This window comes from Streptomyces oryzae, assembly GCF_017676365.1.
In the GTDB taxonomy this organism is placed as follows: Bacteria; Actinomycetota; Actinomycetes; order Streptomycetales; family Streptomycetaceae; genus Streptomyces; species Streptomyces oryzae.
In genome coordinates this window covers 83,184-102,400 of sequence record NZ_JADKMA010000002.1, presented here as the reverse complement: position 1 = coordinate 102,400, position 19,217 = coordinate 83,184, and the positions used below count along the sequence as shown (strand labels likewise).

Genomic DNA, 19,217 nt, shown 5'->3' with positions numbered 1-19,217 from the left:
GTGGGGACCGTCGGCGCCTTCGCAGAGAAGACGAGCGGCGATGCTGCCGCGTTCAGCTCCGCTGCGCGCAGCGTGCAGCAGAAGCCGGCCGACGGCAGGCCGGGAGTCGACATCAAGCCGCTCACCAACGCACAGTCAGCGGCGCTCGCCTCGGTGCCACGGGATGGCCGACCGCACACGGCCGAGCTGCCGCAGGTGGGCAGCTACCGGGTGACGTCCGTACATGTCGCGGACGGCACGCTGCTGGTGGGGCTGCCCACCGCGTCGGTCGACGACACGATCAGCACCCTCGTCCTGGTCGAGGTGTGCGTGGCCGGGGCGGGGCTGGTGGGCGCGGGGATCGCCGGAGCGGCGTCCGTACGTGTCGCGCTGCGCCCGCTGCGGCGGATGGCGCGCACGGCCACGCGGGTCTCCGAACTCCCGCTGCACAGCGGTGAGGTGCAGCTGCGCGAGCGCGTACCGGAGCGGGACACCGACCCGGAGACGGAAGTGGGCCAGGTGGGTGCGGCGCTGAACCGGATGCTGGGCCACGTCGGCTCGGCGCTGGCGGCGCGGCACGAGGGCGAGGTGCGGCTGCGCCGGTTCATCGCGGACGCCAGCCACGAGCTGCGCACCCCATTGGCCTCCATCCGCGGCTACGCGGAACTCTCGCGCCGCAGACAGGGCGGAGGGGCCGGCACCGATGCGGACCCGGAGTCCGGTTACGCCCTTGAGCGGATCGAGTCCGAAGCCCTGCGGATGACCGCGCTGGTGGAGGATCTGCTGCTACTGGCCCGGCTCGACGCGGGGCGCCCGCTGGAGCGGCGCCCGGTGGACATCTCGGCGCTGGTGGTGGACGCGGTCAGCGACGCCAGGGTGGCCGGGGCGGCGCATGTCTGGCGCCTGGAGATGCCCGCCTCGCCGCTGCTGGTGACGGGCGACGAGGGACGGCTGCGGCAGGTGCTGGCCAACCTGCTGGCGAACGCCCGTACCCACACCCCGCCCGGTACGACGGTCAGCGCCCAACTGGCCCTGGACGGCGGCCAGGTGGCGGTGCGGATCGTGGACGACGGTCCCGGTATCCCCGCGGACGTCCAGGAGCGGGTCTTCGAACGGTTCGCGCGGGGCGACGCCTCCCGCTCGCGCAACAGCGGCAGCACCGGGCTCGGACTGGCCATCGTGGCGGCCGTTGTGGCCGCGCACGAGGGCCAGGTCGAGGTCGCGAGCCGCCCGGGGCACACCGTCTTCACCGTGCGGCTGCCGGCGAGTCCGGCCGGATCCGGCACCTCACAGGTGGCTCACAGCCTGGCCACACCGGGCTGACAGGCCCGCCCGCGACGGTCGGTGGCATGAGCGTACAAACCGATCTCACCGCGGGCGGAGCCCTTCCGGCTCGCCGCCACCTGCCCTCCCGGACGCCCACCACCGTGCTGGACGTGGTGGTGCCCGTCTACAACGAGGAGGCTTCCCTGGGCCCCTGCGTACGGCGGCTGCACACCTTCCTGACCCGCCACTTCCCCTACGGCTTCCGGATCACCATCGCCGACAACGCCAGCCGGGACCGCACCAAGGAGGTGGCCCGCGAGCTGGTCGATGAGTTCGACTCCGTCTCGCTGGTGCGGCTGGAGGAGAAGGGGCGGGGGCGCGCCCTGCGCACCGTGTGGGCCGCCTCCGACGCGCCCGTACGCGCCTATATGGACGTGGATCTGTCCACCGACCTCAACGCGGTCCTTCCGCTGGTCGCGCCGCTGATCTCCGGCCACTCGGACGTGGCCGTCGGCACCCGGCTGGCCTCCGGTTCCCGTGTCGTACGCGGCCCGAAGCGCGAAGTTCTCTCGCGCGGCTACAACCTCCTGCTGCGCGGCTCGCTGGCCGCCCGGTTCTCCGACGCGCAGTGCGGCTTCAAGGCCGTACGCGGTGAGGTGGCCGACCGGCTGCTGCCGCTGGTGCAGGACAACGGCTGGTTCTTCGACACCGAGCTCCTGGTGCTGGCCGAGCGCGCCGGGCTGCGGATCCACGAGGTACCGGTCGACTGGGTGGACGACCCGGACTCGCGGGTGGACATCCTGCGTACGGTGACCGACGACCTCAAGGGCGTCTGGCGGGTCGGCCGCGCGCTGGCGAGCGGTGCGCTGCCGCTGGACCGGCTGCGGCGGCCGTTCGGCGACGACCCGCGCGACCGTCACCTGGCCGATGTGCCCGGCGGACTGCCGCGCCAGCTGATCGGCTTCTGTCTGGTCGGCGCGCTCAGCACGCTGCTCTATCTGGCGCTCTACTCGCTGCTGCGGCAGGGCATGGGCGCACAGGCCGCGAACGCGCTGGCGCTGCTGCTGTCGGCCCTGGGCAACACCGCCGCGAACCGGCGGCTGACCTTCGGCGTACGGGGGCGCGAGCGCGCTGTGCGGCACCAGGCGCAGGGGTTGCTCGTCTTCGCCGTCGGGCTGGCGTTGACCAGCGGTTCGCTCGCCGCCCTGGGCACTGCCGCGGCGGGGGCGCCGCGCAGTGCGGAGTTGGCCGTGCTGGTGTGCGCCAACCTCGCTGCGACGGTGCTGCGGTTCGTTCTCTTCCGGGTGTGGGTGTTCCCCCGCAGGTGAGGGCCCTCTTGCCCGGTATGGGGGATGCACCCCGAAGGGAGGGTGGGCTTTGCGCCGAGTCCCGGGTGCAGATGCGTTGTGGCTGGGCGCGCGGTTCCCCACGCCCCTTCGGGGCGCACTGTCAGGCCGCCTTGTCAGCGCCCTTCAGGCCGAAGATGTCGACGGCGTGGTAGTAAGTCCACGCCGTCGAGTTGCAGGCCGTCTTCGTGGCTCCGGAGTACCGGTTGCACACTCTTTTGAGGTCTTCGTAGAACGCCGAGTCGATGCGGGACTTGTTCGCCTCGAAAGCACCGACCGCCTTGTAGTTGCGGTAGCCGAAGTCGTGGCGGGCGCAGGCGTTCTGGAAGGGGAAGCCGAACGGGTTGTCGGGCGAGGAGCTGCAGTAGTCGGTGGACCAGTCGAACTCGTAGGCCGCCCACTGTCCCTGGTTCTGCCGGGCGGACCACCAGGCGTCGTAACTGGCGGCGCTGGTCTGCGTCCAGGAGCTGAGGACCTGCAACTTGTCGGCGGGGACGGCCGACGCGGAGCCGGCGGGGATGAGTACGGCGGGAAGCGCAAGAGCGACGGCGGCGAGGGGAACGGCATGACGGCGGCGCATTCGCATGATGACCTCCGGAGGGGGACGAGCCCGCGATGCCCAGGCCAGGTGGGGTTCGCCGGGGCGAGCCAAGCTTGACACCACCACGCGCCGCTGAACAGATACCTCAACTCACTTTCGAGCGCCCCTCGTTCGGGCTCTCCGCGCCCTTCACGGGCGCCCACCGGCACGCCAGGCGCCGTCGCAGAGGCCGTTCTCCCAGGCCCAGGCGGCGATCTCGTCGTTGGTCCGGCCGCGGGCCACCAGGCGGCCGTACGACGTCGAGCTCCCGCTCCGTCAGGGGCTCGGCCAAGGGGGTGGCGGCCCGGTCGCGGGCGGTGGTGCGGGAGCGCTCCGGCAGGGACACGTGCTGGAGCAGCCGCACGGTGATGGCCGGGGCGATCAGCGAGTTCCCCCTGGGCGGCCGCCCGCACGGCCTCGGTGAGCAGCGCGGGCGCGCCGTCCTTGAGCAGGAACCCGCACGCGCCGTGGCGCAGCGCGCGGTAGACGTACTCGTCGAGGTCGAACGTGGTGGCGATCAGTACGTGCAGCGGATCGGGCACATCCGGCCCGGCCGGCTCCCGGGTGGCCTGGAGTCCGTCGAGCTCCGGCATCCGGATGTCGAGCAGGCAGACGTCCGGGCGCAGCCTGCGAGCCGGCTCGACGGCGGTGGCGCCGTCCGGATCACCCTTGGTCGTCGGCGATGAGTACTCGGATCGTCATGCCGCCCATGGTGGCAGCCCTGTTTTCGCGGGCTCCCGGCGGCTGTCCGGGAAGGGGGTGCCCCTTCCGGTGCCGTGCGGGGTGCGGCTGGGTTCGGGGTTGCTCGCGCAGTTCCCCGCGCCCCTTCGGGGCGCCCCGTGCCGTGTACGCGCCCCGCAGCGGCAGTTCGGCCGTGGCCCGCCAGCCGCTCCCCGCCACCGGCCCCGCGGTGAGCCGGCCGCCGGCGCCCTCGATCCGTTCGGCCGGCCCGAGCAGCCCAGTAGCCGCCGCCCCTTCCCGACAGGCGGGAGCCCCCGCCGCCGTTGGCGACGGTGAGCCTGCGGGCCGGTGCCGGCGAAGTCCGTGACGAGAGGGCGCAGTCGGGCGAGGGTGCCGCCCGGCCCGGTGGCAGCCGGCTCCGAGGGCGTACGCAGGACGGAGACCATGCTGCGCATCGAGTCGATCTGCCTCCGCACCGGCCTGTTCGATCCGGCCGAGCATGGCGTCCAGTTCGGCGGGCGGCGGGGCGTGCCCGGATGCGGTGGCGAACCGTACGGCCTTGGTCTGGGCGACGATCGCGGTGACGTGGTGGGCCACGAAGTCGTGCAACTCGCGTGCGTACTCCAGACGTTGGTCCTGCCGGTCCGCGAGCCGCTGACGCTCGCGCAGTGTGTCCAGCAGGCGGAGATAAAGGCCCAGGACGAGCGTCAGGACGGCAGCGACGAGGACGAGCGGCCCGAGAAAACGCCCCGGCGATGTCCCAGTCGGTCTCCGGCAGCCGCAACAGCAGCAGTTCGGCGGCGAAGGCGCTCGCGGCGGCGAGGACGGCGGCCCGCAGCAGCGGCAGCCGGCGCACGGCCCGGGTGACGATCAGCAGCAGTGCACCCACCTCGGTCATGCCCGGCGTGGTCTCCGCCGCTGGGCCAGCTGCACGGTGACGACGGTCAGGGTGCCGGACGCGGCCACCGCAGCGGCCGCGACGAGTCAGAAGCGCGGGGTGGGCAGGGCCAGGGCCGCCACGCACAGCGCGCCGGTCACCACGGTCGCCACGGTCGTCGGGAGGAAGCCGGTCTCCATGCCCTCGGCGACGAGCAGGGCGAGTACGGCGGCACCAGCCGCCCAGAACAGGGCCTGCCGGAGGAGCGGACGAGTCCGGAGCGCTTCGATCATGGCACCTCACGCTACGACGCAGACGCGCGGCCGGCGTCGGTCTTTCGGCCGGCCGAAGCGCTGTTGCAGCGGCGCCGGGTCGGCAATACGGCTGATCCGCCGGATGCCGTCCGGACCGGAAGATCGAGCCGCGGGCCGTGTTCGCCGGGCCCGCTCCTGCCTCCGACCCGTCCGGAAGTCGCCGATGTTCCACTCCGCCTTGCGCGATCTGCACGCCCACAAACGCCGTTTCCAACTGCCGGCCGTGGCAGTCGTGCTCGGGGTGGCCTTCACCTCGGGCTCGCTCCTGTACACCCAGTCCGTCCGTACGGCACTGGAACAGGCACAGGCCACCGCGCAGCCCGATGTCTCCGTGGCGGTGCGGCCGGACACCTCCGCCGACGACGCGGCGCGCGGTGCACGCGCCCGGCTCGACGACCGGCTCCTGAACCGGCTGCGTACGCTGCCCGGCGCGGCGGCCGTTCGCGGTACGGCGGAGGGCACCGCCTTCGTCGTCGGCCCCGGCGGCGAGCTGATCGGCCCACGCGGCGCGCCGGGCTCCGCGTCGGCGGCCGGGTAGGGATCGTCGTCGGCGGCAGTGCCCGCACGGACCGGCTGGTCGGTATCTTCACCGCCCATGACTCCGGCTGGTCTCCGGCGGAACGCTGCCCCTTCTCCACACGGCCACCGCACAGCGGTACTTCGCCACGGGCCCGGGCAACTACACCGCTTTGACCCTCACAGCGGACCCCGGCGTCGCCGAGAGTCGGCTCGCCGCGCGGGCACAGGCAGCGCTGCCGGACGGGCTGCGAGCCGTCACCCGGCAGGCCCTGGACGCGGAGGCCACCGCGACGGCCGGCAACGACCAGCGGAAACTCACCTCCGTCCTGCTGAGCTTCGCCGGGATCGCGCTGTTCGTCGCCACCTTCCTGGTCGCCAACGCCTTCGCCATGCTCAGCGCGGCCCGCGCCGGCGAGCACGCGCTGCTGCGGGCGATCGGCGCGACCCGCCGCCATGTGCTGCGCCTGGTCCTCACGGAGGCCGTGCTGGTGGGGACCGTCGCCGCCGTCCTCGGCCATCTGCTCGGCATGGGGGGGTGGCGGCCGTGCCGGCCCGGCTGTTCGGTACCACCGACGGGCCAGGTGTCCCACTGCGCCTCCTCGCGCCGCAGCCCGCGGTCGCCGCCTTCGGCATAGGTGTCGTGGTCACCGCGCTCGCCGCCTTTCTGCCGGCCCGCCGCGCGGCAGCCGTACCGCCCGTGGCGGCGCTGCGCAGCGGCGAACCCCCGGCCCCGCCTCGCTACGGCGCCGCACCCTCGCCGGCGTGGCCGTCACCGCCGCGGGCGCGCTCCTGACCGCGGCGGCGTCCGGCACCGACGACCTCGGTGTCGTCGCCCTCGCCGACGCGGTCCTGCTGCTCGGCCTCATCGTGCTCACCCCGGCCCTCGCCCTCGGCGTCACGCGGCTGCTCCGCCGTCCGCTGACCCGGCCGTTCGGCGTCCACGGCACGCTCGCCGTGGAGAACACCCGCCGCAATCCCCGCCGTACGGCTGCCACTGCCGCCACCCTGATGATCGGGCTCGCCCTGGTCAGCGCCGCCACGGTGGCGACCGCGACGCGCAGCCGTGCCGCCGCCGAGCAGGCGCGGCAGGCGATGGTCCCCGACCTGGAAGTGACCCCCGTCGAGCACGCGGAGATCGGCCCCGGTACCGCGGAGCGCGTCGCCCGGCTGCCGGACACCGCCGCCGTCACCGCCCCCCGCCGTCTCCGCACCCGTGAAACTGCCCCGGGACGGCTATCTGGACGCCACCGCCGTCGACCCCCGCACGGTCGCGGCATCGCGGTCACCCGGCAGGAGGCACGGGCCCACAACTGGCAGGCCGGCTCCCGCGTCACCGGCACCGTCGACGGCACCCGTCGACGGCACCCGAACGGAACTCGCCCTCCCGGTCGTCGCGATCTACGAGCCCCGGCTCCCTCACCCCCGCGCTGCTGCCGCTGGATGCCGTACCGCAGCCACAGGCCGATGCGTCCGCGCGGGAGCCGCGCACCGACGCCGTACTCGTCGCTGCCGCACCCGGCCGAACGGCCGCCCTCCGGGACGAGATACGCACGGCACTGGACAACCGCACCCTGCTGGGCCGCCCTCGCGCGCCGCCTCGCAGCAGCCGCACCACGGGACGCGGTCGGTCAGGCAGTCAGACGGGTCAGGCCGCGCGGTCCTCGCGGCGGGCTTCCATCCGGTGCACGTTCTGCACCGCGGGCTCGTCGCGCTCCTGGGTGGGGGTGAGGCGGATACCGATGTGGTAGTCCTGCACCAGCATCCAGCCGAGGAACCCGGCGGCGACGGTGCAGGCGACACCTGCCGAGGAGAGCGCCAGGCCGAGAGTTGCCCCGGTGGCCGGCCCGTTCCAGTGGGTCACATGGGTGCCCAGGCTGACGGCGAACAGCGCGAGCGCGGCGACGTTGAGGCCCGCATGAGCCCGACCGACGGTCTTGGCCGCCGAACCGCGCGGGATGCCGAAAGCCCAGTCCACAAAGCCGGGGAGCGCGGCGAGCAGTGCGCTGCCGACGCCCACGACGTTCAGCGCGATCGCCAGATTGAGCCAGAACTGGGCCCCGTTCGCCGCGTAGACGGCGAACCCCACGAGGGTCCCGGTGTAGCAGGCGACCGGGAAGCCGACCAGCATGGGGTGAACGGGGTGACCGGCGATCGTGGCCTTGCTGTACATGAAGCCTCCAAAAAGGCCCCCCGGGTGGGACATGGCGACCGTCGGATTCAGCGTCTCACCGCGCCGGGGATCCGCAACCGCAGGCGGCGCCGGGCCGGTGCCCACACGGTCGGTGCCCTCACGCCGTCCCGGCCTGCTTGGCGGCGTCGTAGCTTCCCCACGCGGCCTGAACGTCGGGCAGGTGCTCCTCCACCCAGTGGGTGAGGGCCGCCACCTGCCGGGCGGCGGCGACGCCGAGCGGGGTGAGGGAGTACTCGACGCGGGGCGGGATCACCGGGTACGCCTCGCGGTGCACCAGTCCGTCCCGCTGCAGGGTCTGGAGGGTGTGCGCGAGCATCTTCTCGCTGACGCCGCCGATCAGCCGGCGCAGCTCACTGAAGCGCCGCGTCTCCTCGAGCAGCACGCACAGGACGAGGACGCCCCAGCGGCTGGTGACGTGCTCCAGGACCAGCCGTGAGGGGCAGTCCGCCGCGGTCACATCGGGCAGCCGGCCCGGCGCCGCGGCCGTCTCCGTACTCTCCTTCATACCAGTAGCTTACGTGAAGGTGGGTACTACCTTTCGGTTAGTAGCCCACCTACGGTTAGTGCACGCTCAACCGCGCCGCACGGCGCAACAGCGCGCAGCCGGGCGCATTGCCCCACAACAACCGCACGCAACCACAGGAGCACCACCATGAGCATCGTCGTCACCGGAGCCACCGGGCAGCTGGGCCGCCTCGTCATCGACGAGCTGCTGGCCAGGGTGCCCGCGGACCAGGTGGCCGCCGTCGTCCGCGACCGGGCCAAAGGCGCGTCACTGACGGAGCGCGGCATCCAGCTGCGCGTGGCCGACTACAACGAGCCGCAGACCCTGGCCGACGCCTTCCGGCCCGGCGACACCGTCCTGCTCATCTCCGGCAACGAGGTGGGCAGGCGTACCCCGCAGCACACCGCGATCATCGAAGCCGCGAAGACCGCCGACGTGGCGCGCCTGGTCTACACCGGCGTCCTCGGCGGGCCCGCCGCCGACTTCGCGCTCGCCGCCGAGCACACCGAGACCGAGGAGGCCGTCCTCGGCTCGGGCCTGCCCCACACCTTCCTGCGCAACGGCTGGTACACCGAGAACTACACCGAGCAGATCCCCGTCCAGCTCCAGCACGGCGTGGCCGGCAGTGCGGGTGAGGGACGCGTCGGCTCGGCGGCCCGCGCCGACTTCGCGGCAGCCGCGGCGGTCGTCCTCACCACCGGGGGCCACGAGGGGAGGGCGTACGAACTCAGCGGCGACCAGGCGTGGACCCTCGCCGAGTACGCCGCTGAACTCTCCCGTCAGTCCCGCACTTCCGTCGCCTACCATGACTTGGCGCCCGAGGCGTTCCGGCAGGTCCTCGTCGGCGCCGGGATGCCGGAACCGTTCGCCGAGATCCTGGTCGACGTGGACGTCAACGGCATCCGCCGCGGTCTGCTCCAGGGCGGCAGCGACGATCTGCGCCGCTTGATCGGCCGCCCGACGACCCCGCTCGCCGACAGCATCGCCGCAGCACTGAAGGGCTGACGGCGATCGCCGGGCGCCCTGCTGGGAGGGCACGACCGCACGCAGAACGATCGCGGAGGGCACGCATGGATCGGATGGACCGCTGAAGGAAGGCAGAAGGGAAGCAGGAGGAGCAGGCCACAGGATGCACATCCCCCATGACGACCCGGCACTGGACGACCCTGTCGGCGCGTCGCTCCGCGGCTGCCATGCCCACCTGGCCCGCCGGCTCGGTGGGGCGGCCACCTACCTGCCGGACGTCGCGACCTTCGCCACGGTCCCCTTGGAACCGGGCTCCTCCGCATGGGCCGATCTCGCCTCCCTGCTCGGGCACGGCGAGCTCGCCGACATGTTCAGCTGCCCCGCGCAGCCCCCGGACGGCTGGGAGCCGGTCTTCTCCCTCGACGGCCTCCAGATGATCCACCTTGCGGCCGGCGCTCCCGCCCCCGCGCAGGGACCCGAGCCGGTCGAGCTCGGGCCCGGCGACGTCCCGGAGATGCTCGCCCTCGTCGCACGGGCGAGCCCGGGACCGTTCTGGCCCCGCACGCACGAACTCGGCACCTACTTGGGCATCCGCGAGAACGGGGCACTGGTCGCCATGGCCGGCGAGCGGCTGCGACCGCCTGGCTGGACCGAGATCAGCGCGGTCTGCACCGCCGCCGAGGCACGCGGCCGCGGTCACGCCGCCCGGCTGGTACGCGCCCTGGTCGCGCGCATCGAGTCACGGAACGAACGCCCCTTCCTGCATGTGGCCGCGGCCAACACCGCGGCCGTCGCGCTCTACGAACACCTCGGCTTCAAGGTGCGCCGGCCCGTGACCTTCCGCGGCTTCCGTACACCCTGACCGCCTCACCAGTCGCAGAAGAGATCAAACGGCTCCCGCGACTCCGGCCGTGCGGCAGCGGTTCACCCGTTCGACCCGGAAGTACGCAACGCTTCTGCGATCTCCCTGTCTGCGACGGCCATGGCCGCGTCGGCGCGGACATACCAGACCTCGCGCCGGGCCGGGGACAGCCCGGCCCAGGGATGGCGCTCCGCGCTGTGCCCGAGAGTGCTGTACAGCGCCACCGCGTACTGCTCGCGCCGCTCGTCCTCGCTCATACGGTTCTCTTCTTCGCAGGGTTCGCGTCGTGCCGCGGGTTCCGCCGGTCGGACGGGAGGCACGCGTGCCGCATTCTTCCCCAAGCCGGCCGCGCCGCTGGGCTCCGGTCAGCCGTCCAGCCAGTCACCGCCCACAGTGGCCGATGCGAATGACTGGGCGTTCCACAGGAAGTGCGGGTGCGCGCAGCCGAACATGTAGGCCAGCAGGGCCGTGTCCTCCTTCCAGGTGGGCGGCCGGTGCAGCGCGTGGAACAGGTCCGCTCCGACGTTGCCGGAGTCGACCTGAACGTCGCGCGCCCCCTCGCCGCCCGCCAGGGAGGCGAGGACGGCGGCTATGTAGGTGCGGCGCAATATCACCCAAACGGTACCGACGTCACCGTGCCATTCCCCGTGCAGCGCCTCGAAAACGGCGAGCTCCTGGTCGAACAGCCGCCACACTTCCGGGTGTTCGCTCCGGCAGCGGGCCGAGAGGCGGGCCGCGCGTTCGCCGAGACCGTCCACCATGGGCGTACGGCCGATGCGCAAGGTGACGCCGTCGGTCAGCAGGCCGGTGCAGGCGTTGGGCTCGATGCCGCACAGTGGGCAACCGTCCCTTGGGGGCAGGCCGTTGGTGATGCCGTCGAACCACAGGGCATGCCGGCCGGTCAGCCCTTCCCAGACGATCGTGGTGTCCATCAGCCACGTGTTCCACAGCAGGCCATGCGCTTCCGGCATGCACCCGTACTTGATCAGCGCGACGACGCACGCCCCGTAGAGGGCCTTCTCGTGCGTGGACATGGAGCTCAGCCAGAAGTTGCTGGCCTCCCCGGTGACGGCGTCCGCGCGTACGTCGGTCATGTCGTTGAGCACCCGGCACAGCACCAGCGAGGCGAGGTGCTCCTCCTGCCAGAGTTCGGCCTCGGGCGAGACGTGCCAGAACAGGCAGTCCATGAGCTGGAGCAGGGAGTAGGTCGAGTGGTCGAGCGGCGTGGTCGGGGGCAGCTCGACGGTGCCCGCCACGTGCTGCCTGAGCCAGTGTTCGTCGACGGACCGCTTGTAGGCGGCGTAGAGCCCGGATATCAGGGCGCGCGCCCCGTTGGTCGTACGGTCCTCGGCGAGGCGCTGCTCGACAACCCGGGCGGTGTCGGACACCTGGATCGCCGCCTCGACGCGCTTGTACTCGTGGAGCACCAGGATGTCGTCCTCGTGCCGGAAGCGGAGTCCGAGGTCCCGGTCGGAGTCGTTCATCTTTCTGGTCCACACCCAGCCGCCGGTCAACACGCTGTCCAGTTCTTTTCGGAAGGGCCATGTTTTGACCGGGAGCGGGCGTCCATCACTTCTACGCCAGTCGTAGTCGTCCAGACTGCGTATGAGCGGCTTGGGTAAATGGGCGCACAGCGTGCAGCCGCACGAGTCGTCATCGGGCGCGACATCCGTGCTCTCCGCCCGCTCGCGCCAGGCACCTTCCAGTAGTTCGCAGGAGAGCCGGCACAGACGGAGGCTGGACTGCACGCCGGGGAATGCCCGCTCTATGACGGCGAGACACGCGTCCAGCTCGCGCAGGCGTTCCACACCGTGAGCATCGGGTGCGGGAAATTCCCTGGGCGCGCGGACCAGCACCCCTTCCACCGGAAACGTCAGGCCGCCGCCGTACGGCTCCTCTCCGCCCGCGGCCCTGTTGCTCCGCGCGACACCGGATTCCTCGCGCCGCTTGTAATCGTCCGTGCAGCTCTTGACAGAGTTTCTGACCATGCCTGCCAGTTCGGTGCTGATTCCGCTTCGTCCCATCGGTGAGTCCTCCTACTCGTGGAAACGCTCACGTCGGTGCTGCGGTACATGCCGGTCCCGCGTGGTGCGCGGGCGTGCGGTGGCGCAGCACTCCCCTCCGTCGGGGGGAGCACTGTCGGGTGCACTTGTCGACTGACGATCTGTTGGGCCAGGTCACACGACTGGCGTGGGGGGTAGCCACCTGCCCTAGGCAGTTTCCTCAGAAATATGCGAGGTGTCCAGGTCAGCTGTACGACAGGTGCACGCTCGCTGCCGTGACCGATCAATAATGAGCAAAGGCGGTCAAGCGGTTGGCATTTCACGGACAAAGGAAGTCGGAAAGCGCTGCCGCCAACATAAAAATGAGTCGCCGACAACACACCGCACCACACGGCACCTGGGATTTCCCTTGCCGCATTCGAACGGAAATCCGATACGGATGGCAGAACACAGCATCTCCTGCGAGGCGGTCCGTCTTCTCGTTAAGCTCCCCGACTCCCGGCGAGTTGACGCACTCGCAGGGCGCCGTCGGCCTGCCGTCAACGACTTGGTGTCGCAGTGAAAAGGAACCAGAACCGCCAGCAGGCCATTCGGTGAGCGCGCCGCCTACCTGTACGGCAGTTGCCGTGCGACGAGTGCGTTTCCGACCCAGCCCCGCTTGAAAAATGGTTGAGGACCCAGATGGAACGAGCCACGAACGCACCCGCGGCCCGGCTGCCCGCTGCCTGGCACGCGTGGTGGTCACTGCCCGTAGCGATATGTTTGGCCACGGCCGTGGTGCTGGTCGTGGGGGCGCCCCAAGACCGGCCGACCGTTCTTCTCGTCGGAGCGCCGGCCACCGCGGCCACGGCCATCTGCGTCGAGCGCCTGCTGAACTGCGAACGCCGCGCCCGGCAGGCCGCCGGGAACCACCACGCGCAGGCGGCGGCGGACAAAGTGCAGGCGGAGCACTGGCTGGCCTCCGTACAGCAGAAGCACGCCGCCGAGGTCTCCGCGCTGCATTCGCAGCTCTCCCAGCTGACCGAGTTCCACAAGGCGCAACTGGTCAGGATCGCGGAGGAGTTCCTGCCCAAGGCCGTCGACGAACTGCGCGCCGGCGAGGCGATGGACGATCTGCTGCGTCCGCTCGCCGACGACCCCGACGTACCGCAGGAGTTCAAGCCCACGCTCAGGAAGCTGCTGCGGTCCGCCATGCTCGCCATCGAGGAGGAGTTCGACCGCAGCTCCTCCGCCCGCAACTCGGTGGTGAGCATCGGCAGCAGGATGCAGGTCTACACGAACAAGATCCGTGCCGATCTGCACGAGATGCAGGGCGTGCACTGCAGGCTTCCGACGGTCGCCCGTGACCTGATGCAGCTCGACCAGGAGCTCGGCCCGGCCGACTGCCTGGCCGCCAGCATCGTCGTACTCGGCGGCGCTGACCACCCCGGCAGGCAGTGGCAGACCCATCAGCCGCTGATCAGCGTGGTCCGCGGCGGCATGGGGCGCATCAAGGAGTACAAGCGGATTCAGCTGCGCCGGCTGCCCCAGCTGGGTGTGGACGGCAGTCTGGTCGACCACCTCACGCTGATCTTCGCCCACCTCATGGACAACGCGACGCGGTACTCGCCCCCTGCGGAACCGGTGATCGTCTCCGCCAAGGAAGTGCCCAACGGTCTGGGCATCCAGATCCAGGACGCCGGCACCGGGCTCAGGGCGGAGAAGCGGCAGCAGGCGATGCGGCTGCTGAACGGCGTGGCCATCGGCTCCGGGCCCGGCGGGCTGGCGGAGGACGCGCAGATCGGCCTGCGCGTGGTGGGCAACCTCGCCCGCAAGTACGGCATCACGGTCACCTTCGACGACTCGCCATGGCTCGGCACCGCCGCGGTCGTTGTGGTCCCCCACAAGTACTTCAAGCCTCTCGACAAGCCCATGTACTCCGACCCGCCCCGGGCCGCCAGGCTCCAGCGGCGCCCCCACCCCGCCGTCCCGGCTCGGCCCGAACCCGCCGCGGCCCGGCCCGAACCCGTCCCGGCCGGCTCCGACGCCGCACCGGGCGGCCCGACGGCAACAGCCGGTCAGGACCGTCCGGACACCCTGGACGAGGATCCGGTCCCGGACGGCACCACGCCGGGCGGCCTGCCCAAGCGCAGCAAACCGGCCATGGGCGTACCGGGCCCCGGCAACGGCGTCCATGCCGCGCCGGGAGTGGACACCTCCAGCGTTCCGCCCGAGGAGTCGTTCGCCGGACTGGCCGCCTTCGTGTCCAGCAACAGCCCGGCAGATGTGTCCGGCAACAGCAGCCCGGTGAACGGGCCCGCCACGCACGACCGCCTCGACGAGCAACAAGAGAGTGATTAGCCACATGACGCAGCATCAGCCCGACTTGAGCTGGGCGCTTCGCGACCTGGCGGACAGCATCCCGGAAATCCGCTTCGCCGTGGTGGCGTCCTCGGACGGAAAGGCCATCACCGCGTTCGGCGCCGACCCCGACGACGCCGACCGGTTCGCCGCCATCGTCGCCGGCCTGCAGTCGCTGGCCCAGCCCGTCGCCGAACAGTTCCCCAAGCACAGGGGCCAGTTGCGGCTCGCCGGGATCGAGGTCGACGGCGGACACCTCTTCGTCGTACGCGCAGGGAACGAGACGTACCTGGGCGTGCTGGCCAAAACGGGGATCGACCAGGGGCTGCTGGGGCACCAGATGAGGGACTGCGCCCGCAGGATGGGCGACCTCCTCGGCACCGTTCCGCGCCAGGAGCAGCCTGGATGACCGGACGGAAGCCGGGCCCGGTGCCGTCCGGGCTGGAGCGTTACTACATACTCACCGATGGCCGCAGCGCGCCCACCGTTGAGGCGACGGGCCTCGATGTGGCCACCCTCATCGTCGCCCGCTCCGCGCCCGAACCGGGGAGCAGACCCGAGCACGAAGCCATCCTCCGGAACTGCCGCGACCCGTTGTCGGTGGCCGAGCTGGGCGCGTATCTGGAGCTTCCCTTCAACGTTCTCTCGGTGCTGGTGGCCGACCTGCTCAACGCAGGCGGCGTGGAAGCCCGTGATCCCATCGCAGGTACGCGCGACGGCGCGCCCGACCTCGCGCTCCTTGAGGAGGTACTCAGTGGACTTCAACGGCTTTGACCGGCCGGCATTTCCGCAACGGGCGGGAGCGCTGCACGCGGGAAGCCGGTCGGTCAAAGTGATGGTCGCCGGCGGCTTCGGCACGGGCAAGACGACCATGGTCGGCTCGGTCAGCGACATCGTGCCGCTCACCACCGAGGAAACCCTCACGCAGGCCACCGTCGGCGTCGACGACCTGGTCGGCGTGGCGGACAAGAAGAGCACCACCGTCAGCCTCGACTTCGGCCGGATCAGCCTCAACGAGCAACTGGTGCTGTATCTGTTCGGCACGCCGGGGCAGGAGCGGTTCTGGTTTCTGTGGAACGGCCTGTTCAAGGGCGCTCTCGGCGCGGTCGTCCTGGTGGACACACGGCGGTTGCAGTCCAGCTTCCGGGCCATCGAGGAGATGGAGAGGCTGAACGTACCGTTCGTCATCGCCCTCAACATGTTCCCCGACGCCCGCAGCTACCCCGCCGAGGAGGTGCGGGAGGCCCTGGCCATCGACCCGCACACACCGATCCTCACCTGTGACGCGCGCGACCGGGCTTCGAGCCGCGATGTTCTGATCGCGCTCATCCGCCACATCAAGGAACGGTCTGCTGCCGCATTGGAGCCGCGATGAACGCCGAGCCCTCCGACGGTCAGCGCCTTGACCCGCCGAACCCGTCCGCAGGCTGTCCTGTGCGGCACGCCGGCGCCCCGACGAGGCTGTACGCGGCGGAGACCACGGTCGACCCGTACGGAACCTACTCGCGGCTGCGCAAGCAGTACGGGCAGGTCGCGCCGGTGCTGCTGGAGGGCGACGTGCCCGCCTGGCTCGTACTCGGTTACCGGGAGAACCGGCGGGTGCTGGACAACCCCGATCAGTTCAGCCGGGACTCGCGCAGATGGCGGGACTGGCAGGAAGGGCGGATCGCGGAGACCTCGCCGCTCATTCCGATGCTGGGCTGGCGTCCGGACTGTCTCTCGCAGGACGGGGAGCCGCATCAGCGGCTGCGCACGGCGGTCACCGAAAGCATGCGGACAGTCGCCGATCGCGGGATACGGCGCCATGTCCTCCACTTCGCCCACCAGCAGATCGACGCTTTCGCCGACACCGGACGCGCCGATCTGGTGCTCCAGTACGCCCAGTACCTGCCGATGCTCGTCCTGACGCGGCTCTTCGGGCTCCCGGAGAGCGAGGGCAAGGGCCTGGTGACGTCCTGCGCGCAGATGATGAAGGGCGGCGAGGACGCCATCGCGCACAACGACCGGATCGGCCGGGTGCTCGCCGAGCTCACCTCGCACAAACGCGCCGAACCCGGCCCGGACTTCGCCACGGGGCTGATTCAGCACCCTGCCTGCCTGGACGACGACGAGGTCCAGAACCACCTGCGCCTCGTACTGATCGCGGCCCACACCACAACGAGCAACCTGCTGGCGCGGGTGCTGCAGATGATCCTCAGCGACGACTCGCACCTCGCCAAGGTGGTGAGCGGACAGCTGACCGTCTCGGCGATCATCGAGGAGATGATGTGGAACTCGCCGCCGCTGGCCGTGCTCCCCGGCCGGTTCGCCACCGCCGACTGCGAACTCGGCGGTCAGCATCTGAAGATCGGAGACCTGCTCATCCTCGGCCTGGCCGCGGGGAACCTGGACCCGGAGATCCGCCCGCACACGGGTACCACGGTGCAGGGCAACCAGGCCCACCTGGCGTTCAGCAGCGGCCCGCACGAATGCCCGGGCCAGGCCATCGGCCAAACCATCATCGAGGCGGCCGTGGAGGTGCTGCTCCGACGGCTCCCCGGTCTCCGCCTCGACGCCGACCCCACCGACCTCACGGACACCGCCTCCACCTGGGAAACCCGGCTCGATCACCTGCCGGTCAGCTTCTCCTGACGAAGTGGTACGTGGTCTTCCGACGAGGCCGTGCGCGATCGGCAACCAAAGGCAGATCCCTGGGCAGACCTGGCCAACGGGCTCCTTCTGGAGGAGGAAGCCTGGGGTGCCCCCTTCCCGGCACGGTGACCACCGCCCCTTCCCCTGTCCGGCATTGCGGGACAGCTCTCAACCAGGAAAAGCGGGGGAACGTTTTGACCCGGTCCTGCCTCCTGTCATGCCGAAGCGGGCCCTCAGGAGACCCGCCGGAGGCGAGAGGTGTTCCCATGACATCGAGCACGACCTCGGTCACGGCTGCCGTCGACAGACCGCTCCCGAACGCTGAAGGGGCGAAGCACAGCTGGCTGGAGGTGCGCGGCGTCCGCTTGCATATCGCCGAGTACGGGACCGGGGCGCCGGTCCTGCTGCTGCACGGCTTCCCGCAGCACTGGTTCGCCTGGCACCGGGTCGCCGTCCTGTCGGCCGGACGACGGCTGATCTGCCCGGATCTGCGGGGCTTCGGCTGGTCGGAGCAGACCCGGCGCGGCTACGACATCGATGGCTTGTCCGACGACATGCTCGCGCTGCTGGACGCACTCGGGCTCGATCGCGTGGATCTGGTCGGGCACGACTGGGGTGCCCACGTCGGCTTCCGGCTGTGCCTGCGGGCACCGGAGCGGTTCCGTGGTTACCTGGCGCTCAATGTGGCGCACCCGTGGGCCCGGCAGCGGGCCATCCTGCCGAACCTGTGGCGGCAGTGGTACACCGCGTTCGTCGAGTATCCGGTGATCGGCCGGGCCGTGCTGCGCCGCTGGCCGGGGTTCTGCCGCTTCCTGCTGCGTCACCAGGTCGCCGGCCAGTCGGTCTGGCAGGCCGACGAGCTCGCGGAGTTCAGCGCTGCGGCCCAGGCCGGCGCGCATGCCGGGCAGGCCATGTTCTGGCAGTACGTGGTCCGGGAGATCCCGGCGCTGCTGCGCGGCAGATGGCGCGGGGAGCGGCTGACCGTCCCGACCGTGCTGCTGGGCGGCGAGCGGGACAACGTGTTCCCGCCGTCGATGCTGGCCGGGGGCGAGAGTCACGCGGACGATCTCACCGTGCGGATCGTGCCGGGCGTCGGCCACTTTCTGCCTCGGGAGAGTCCCCACGTCGTCGCCGGGGCGATGCGGGAGCTGTTCGTGACGGGGCGTTGAAAGACTAGGGGCGCAAGGCCGCCCGCAGCGCGACCTTCCGGATGAAGGCCCGGCTGCGGCGGCCACCGAGAGCGTACGCCCACTGAACCGGCCGCAGGGCGGCGGGACGTGCCGCGCCGAGCATGGCGAAGCGCGTGCCGTCACCCTCAGGTTCGGCAGCCATACCCCCCACCACCAGCCGCGACTGCATCAGACACCAGCCGGGAGCCAGCCGCACCTCGAAGGCGCTGCGGCAGCCCAGGGGACCCACCGCCAGGGCGCGCTTGCGATCGGCGTCGCCGGGCGGGACGCGGAACTCGCGCAACAGAGGCACGAGGTGCGGCAGCTCGCCCGCCAGATCCGAGGCGACCGCCCATACCTTGTCGTACGGCAGCTCCAGGCGCTCCTCCGCGTACAACGTGGTGTGCAGGCCCGCGGCCAGCAGCCGCAGCCGGGTGACGGTATCAACGCTCATTGCTGCCACGCCTTCCGGAATGCCGAACGGGCGCGGTGCAGCCGCGACTTGACGGTGCCCGGCGCGATGCCCAGTACCTCGGCCGCACTTCGTTCATCAAGCTCCTCAAGCTCGCGCAGGACGAGCACGGCGCGGTGATGCACGGGCATCCGCGCAAGCACATCCCTCACCTGTGCCGACAGCTCGGCGTCACCGACGCCGACGAGACCGCGCAGGCGGGCGACTTCGTCGGGGTCGACGGCCTGCTCGACGGCGGTGCGCCGCGCCACCCGCACCGCCTCGCGCACGGTGACGGTGCGTACCCAGCCGTAGAACGCCTGGGGATCGCGCAGCCCCCGCATCCCGACGAAGACCGCGGTCAGCGCATCCTGGACGGCATCCTCGCAATGCGACAGGGCGATCGGCCGGCACAGCCGGGTCACATACGGCGTCACCACGGTCAGCACCTCGTCCATCGCCAGCGCATCGCCTGCCCGCGCCGCCCGCACCAGCCCGGCCACGGCATCCCACGGCGGCTGAGGTTCTCCTGCTGAG

Annotated in this window: 23 protein-coding genes and 1 pseudogene; 13 read left to right on the top strand and 11 right to left on the bottom strand. The window is 71.3% G+C overall.

The annotated features are described in order from the left end of the window. Both ITI46_RS00940 and ITI46_RS00935 read left to right on the top strand, forming a co-directional pair. A partial coding sequence (locus ITI46_RS00940) for a sensor histidine kinase (RefSeq protein ID WP_209237178.1) occupies window positions 1–1,302 on the top strand: 1,302 nt, incomplete at its 5' end. 26 nt (window positions 1,303–1,328) lie between these two features. Beyond that, window positions 1,329–2,573, top strand: a complete 1,245-nt coding sequence (locus ITI46_RS00935; RefSeq protein WP_209237177.1) for a bifunctional glycosyltransferase family 2/GtrA family protein — start codon at window positions 1,329–1,331, stop codon at window positions 2,571–2,573. A gap of 121 nt (window positions 2,574–2,694) precedes the next feature. Here ITI46_RS00935 and ITI46_RS00930 read toward each other — a convergent pair whose 3' ends face one another. The 3 genes and pseudogenes from ITI46_RS00930 to ITI46_RS35975 form a co-directional block, all read right to left on the bottom strand. Continuing rightward, window positions 2,695–3,171, bottom strand: a complete 477-nt coding sequence (locus ITI46_RS00930) for a phospholipase (RefSeq protein ID WP_209237188.1) — start codon at window positions 3,169–3,171, stop codon at window positions 2,695–2,697. Between the two features lie 150 nt (window positions 3,172–3,321). Further along, a pseudogene (locus ITI46_RS00925) lies at window positions 3,322–3,830 on the bottom strand (response regulator); the annotation flags it as partial. A gap of 4 nt (window positions 3,831–3,834) precedes the next feature. Further along, entirely contained in the window at window positions 3,835–4,479 is a 645-nt protein-coding gene (locus ITI46_RS35975; protein ID WP_372451822.1) for a histidine kinase, read from the bottom strand. Window positions 4,480–4,607: 128 nt separating this feature from the next. Between ITI46_RS35975 and ITI46_RS34465 the strand changes: the two genes are divergently transcribed. After that, window positions 4,608–4,790, top strand: coding sequence for a hypothetical protein (locus ITI46_RS34465; RefSeq protein ID WP_247745265.1), 183 nt, complete (start codon window positions 4,608–4,610; stop codon window positions 4,788–4,790). Between the two features lie 46 nt (window positions 4,791–4,836). Here the strand turns inward: ITI46_RS34465 and ITI46_RS34460 are convergent, their stop codons facing one another. Next, a complete protein-coding gene (locus ITI46_RS34460; protein WP_247745264.1) occupies window positions 4,837–5,022 on the bottom strand; it encodes a hypothetical protein in 186 nt (61 codons plus the stop codon). A 184-nt stretch (window positions 5,023–5,206) separates the two neighbouring features. Here ITI46_RS34460 and ITI46_RS00915 point away from each other — a divergent pair, with 184 nt between their 5' ends. After that, window positions 5,207–5,581, top strand: coding sequence for a hypothetical protein (locus ITI46_RS00915; RefSeq protein WP_209237176.1), 375 nt, complete (start codon window positions 5,207–5,209; stop codon window positions 5,579–5,581). A gap of 151 nt (window positions 5,582–5,732) precedes the next feature. Beyond that, window positions 5,733–6,197, top strand: coding sequence for an ABC transporter permease (locus ITI46_RS00910; RefSeq protein WP_209237175.1), 465 nt, complete (start codon window positions 5,733–5,735; stop codon window positions 6,195–6,197). Window positions 6,198–6,300: 103 nt separating this feature from the next. On the opposite strand, the gene ITI46_RS00905 is transcribed toward ITI46_RS00910, so the two are convergent. The 3 genes from ITI46_RS00905 to ITI46_RS00895 form a co-directional block, all read right to left on the bottom strand. After that, window positions 6,301–6,690: a hypothetical protein gene (locus ITI46_RS00905; RefSeq protein WP_209237174.1), complete on the bottom strand. Its 390-nt coding sequence runs from the start codon at window positions 6,688–6,690 to the stop codon at window positions 6,301–6,303. Window positions 6,691–7,207: 517 nt separating this feature from the next. Further along, window positions 7,208–7,732 carry a DUF2231 domain-containing protein gene (locus ITI46_RS00900; protein WP_209237173.1) on the bottom strand — a complete coding sequence of 175 codons (525 nt, stop codon included), beginning with the start codon at window positions 7,730–7,732 and terminating at the stop codon, window positions 7,208–7,210. A gap of 118 nt (window positions 7,733–7,850) precedes the next feature. Beyond that, on the bottom strand, window positions 7,851–8,258 hold the full coding sequence (locus ITI46_RS00895) for a winged helix-turn-helix transcriptional regulator (RefSeq protein ID WP_209237172.1): 408 nt from the start codon (window positions 8,256–8,258) through the stop codon (window positions 7,851–7,853). A gap of 147 nt (window positions 8,259–8,405) precedes the next feature. Here ITI46_RS00895 and ITI46_RS00890 point away from each other — a divergent pair, with 147 nt between their 5' ends. Together ITI46_RS00890 and ITI46_RS00885 are read left to right on the top strand one after the other, a co-directional pair. Next, window positions 8,406–9,263 (top strand): SDR family oxidoreductase, encoded by an 858-nt coding sequence (locus ITI46_RS00890; protein ID WP_209237171.1) that lies wholly within the window; start codon window positions 8,406–8,408, stop codon window positions 9,261–9,263. A 124-nt stretch (window positions 9,264–9,387) separates the two neighbouring features. Continuing rightward, window positions 9,388–10,086 carry a GNAT family N-acetyltransferase gene (locus ITI46_RS00885; protein WP_209237170.1) on the top strand — a complete coding sequence of 233 codons (699 nt, stop codon included), beginning with the start codon at window positions 9,388–9,390 and terminating at the stop codon, window positions 10,084–10,086. Window positions 10,087–10,148: 62 nt separating this feature from the next. On the opposite strand, the gene ITI46_RS00880 is transcribed toward ITI46_RS00885, so the two are convergent. Together ITI46_RS00880 and ITI46_RS00875 are read right to left on the bottom strand one after the other, a co-directional pair. Further along, on the bottom strand, window positions 10,149–10,343 hold the full coding sequence (locus ITI46_RS00880; protein WP_209237169.1) for a hypothetical protein: 195 nt from the start codon (window positions 10,341–10,343) through the stop codon (window positions 10,149–10,151). 108 nt (window positions 10,344–10,451) lie between these two features. After that, window positions 10,452–12,074 carry a hypothetical protein gene (locus ITI46_RS00875; RefSeq protein WP_209237168.1) on the bottom strand — a complete coding sequence of 541 codons (1,623 nt, stop codon included), beginning with the start codon at window positions 12,072–12,074 and terminating at the stop codon, window positions 10,452–10,454. A gap of 696 nt (window positions 12,075–12,770) precedes the next feature. Between ITI46_RS00875 and ITI46_RS00870 the strand changes: the two genes are divergently transcribed. The 6 genes from ITI46_RS00870 to ITI46_RS00845 all read left to right on the top strand — a co-directional run bounded on the left by ITI46_RS00870 (window position 12,771) and on the right by ITI46_RS00845 (window position 18,229). Then, window positions 12,771–14,429 carry a sensor histidine kinase gene (locus ITI46_RS00870; RefSeq protein WP_209237167.1) on the top strand — a complete coding sequence of 553 codons (1,659 nt, stop codon included), beginning with the start codon at window positions 12,771–12,773 and terminating at the stop codon, window positions 14,427–14,429. Between the two features lie 4 nt (window positions 14,430–14,433). Further along, window positions 14,434–14,838, top strand: coding sequence for a roadblock/LC7 domain-containing protein (locus ITI46_RS00865; protein ID WP_209237166.1), 405 nt, complete (start codon window positions 14,434–14,436; stop codon window positions 14,836–14,838). Continuing rightward, complete coding sequence (locus tag ITI46_RS00860) at window positions 14,835–15,203, top strand: DUF742 domain-containing protein (RefSeq protein ID WP_209237162.1); 369 nt, start codon at window positions 14,835–14,837, stop codon at window positions 15,201–15,203. The genes ITI46_RS00865 and ITI46_RS00860 overlap by 4 nt, the downstream gene beginning before the upstream one ends. Then, entirely contained in the window at window positions 15,184–15,804 is a 621-nt protein-coding gene (locus tag ITI46_RS00855; protein ID WP_209237160.1) for a GTP-binding protein, read from the top strand. Before ITI46_RS00860 ends, ITI46_RS00855 begins: the two co-directional genes overlap by 20 nt. Next, a complete protein-coding gene (locus ITI46_RS00850; protein WP_209237158.1) occupies window positions 15,801–17,060 on the top strand; it encodes a cytochrome P450 in 1,260 nt (419 codons plus the stop codon). The genes ITI46_RS00855 and ITI46_RS00850 overlap by 4 nt, the downstream gene beginning before the upstream one ends. 266 nt (window positions 17,061–17,326) lie before the next feature. Further along, window positions 17,327–18,229, top strand: a complete 903-nt coding sequence (locus ITI46_RS00845; RefSeq protein ID WP_209237156.1) for an alpha/beta fold hydrolase — start codon at window positions 17,327–17,329, stop codon at window positions 18,227–18,229. Between the two features lie 4 nt (window positions 18,230–18,233). Here ITI46_RS00845 and ITI46_RS00840 read toward each other — a convergent pair whose 3' ends face one another. Beyond that, on the bottom strand, window positions 18,234–18,683 hold the full coding sequence (locus tag ITI46_RS00840; RefSeq protein ID WP_209237154.1) for a hypothetical protein: 450 nt from the start codon (window positions 18,681–18,683) through the stop codon (window positions 18,234–18,236). Continuing rightward, window positions 18,680–19,183 (bottom strand): RNA polymerase sigma factor, encoded by a 504-nt coding sequence (locus tag ITI46_RS00835; RefSeq protein WP_307808003.1) that lies wholly within the window; start codon window positions 19,181–19,183, stop codon window positions 18,680–18,682. The genes ITI46_RS00840 and ITI46_RS00835 overlap by 4 nt, the downstream gene beginning before the upstream one ends. Between the last annotated feature and the right edge of the window lie 34 nt (window positions 19,184–19,217).